Raw genomic sequence first — 1343 nt, 5'->3', positions numbered from 1 at the left:
TCGATGTGGTGCTGACGGCGCCGCTGCGCTCGCCTGAAGCGACCGCCATCGTCGTCGAGCGTCTACGGAGCGCCATTGTCGAGACGCAATACGCCTCGGCCTTGGGAGAGATACATCACACCACGCGAGGTGGCGCCCCGCACACCGCGCTGGGCGTCGGCGATGGCGGAGGTATGCCCTACGTCCTGTGGATCAGCGCGGACTCTCTGCTCAATGAGGAGGACGTCGCCGCGCTGCAGCAGCGCCGTGTCATGGGGCGCTCCTCGAACAGTCCGGGGCTGTACGTGGGAGAGGCCGTCGTGGCGCTGCTGATGCAGCGACTACTGTCTGAAGATGCCGTCTTCGATAGCGGCTGGCGAATCGACGCAGGTGTCGTCCGAGACCATCCCGCCCGGTCGACGCAACGCGATCATGCCAAGCGCCAGGCCCTGCTCGAACTGTTGATGGACGCCTGGCCTCCGCCTGCCACGGCTCCGGGCGCTGAGGTTGGCGGGGTCCAGGCGCCGGATGCGCCTGCCGACGACGTTAGCGGGAGTGCCGCCCCGGCACGGGTCGTCATCGATGCCATGGGGCTGCCCGGCAGGGCGGTCGAGATCGGCAGCGCGCTGATCGAGCGCTGGCCGGAGATCGACATGATCGACGATGGCGTGAGTGTCGATCAGTTCTGTGGCTGGCCCGGCGAGGCGGTTACGGCGATGACGTTGGTACTGGCGATGGCGTCGCTCTCGCCGCTGGACAGCGCGGTCGTGATCCGCGTGGAAGATGAAACCCGCTCGACGGTATGGAGCTTGCGATCCTGCGCGGCCGAAACCGCGCAGCGCGAGGATCATTCGTGACCGCTGTCGCCGTTGTGTGACGAGATCAGCGAGGCGCCGCAGGCGGTCTTGTGGCCATGCAGCGCCACCGGCTTGCCGTTGATCTTCATGGTCGGATGACCTTCGACGATGGCGTTGGTGCTGCCGTGACCGTCTTTCGGACAGGTGACCTTGTCGCCGACACAGGCAACCGGTTTGCCGTCGATCAGATAATTGCTTTGCGCGGTGATGACTTTGCCGCCGTGGCTGGTGGCGTCACCGAGTACAACGATGCCTTTCATCGATCCGGGCTTCCTGGCAAGTGTGAGAGGTCGAGTCCGACCAAGCGGGCTCATCAACGAGCATTAATTTAGCCATCGACACCCGGGCGGCACAAGCAGTGGGTGGTGTGATGGTGAAGCGGCCAGGAGGCAGGGACAATGCTGGATAGCCTACTCGACACCTTCGACATCGACCTGTCGCAGTCCCAGCGACTGCTGACCCTCGACATCGCCGGCACCGCCTTCGTGCCCCACCGGCTGGTGGGCG

2 protein-coding genes are annotated in these 1343 nt (G+C 65.3%); one reads left to right on the top strand and one right to left on the bottom strand.

The window, feature by feature from the left end; all coding sequences use genetic code 11:
* Window positions 1-836, top strand: an 836-nt coding sequence (locus tag AC3AYF_RS15640) for a hypothetical protein (RefSeq protein ID WP_487779969.1), incomplete at its 5' end; no start/stop codon positions are given.
* Here the strand turns inward: AC3AYF_RS15640 and AC3AYF_RS15635 are convergent.
* Complete coding sequence (locus tag AC3AYF_RS15635) at window positions 827-1096, bottom strand: PAAR domain-containing protein (RefSeq protein WP_075562149.1); 270 nt, start codon at window positions 1094-1096, stop codon at window positions 827-829. The genes AC3AYF_RS15640 and AC3AYF_RS15635 overlap by 10 nt on opposite strands.
* Window positions 1097-1343 lie beyond the last annotated feature (247 nt).

It is taken from the genome of Salinicola sp. (genome assembly GCF_982684285.1).
The sequence above is the reverse complement of the archived record's forward strand: the minus strand, read 5'-3'. Positions and strand labels throughout refer to the sequence as shown.

Coding starts and splice junctions, on each gene's coding strand:
- AC3AYF_RS15635 (WP_075562149.1), bottom strand. CDS start 1,096: ATGAAAGGCATCGTTGTACTCGGTGACGCCACCAGCCACGGCGGCAAA.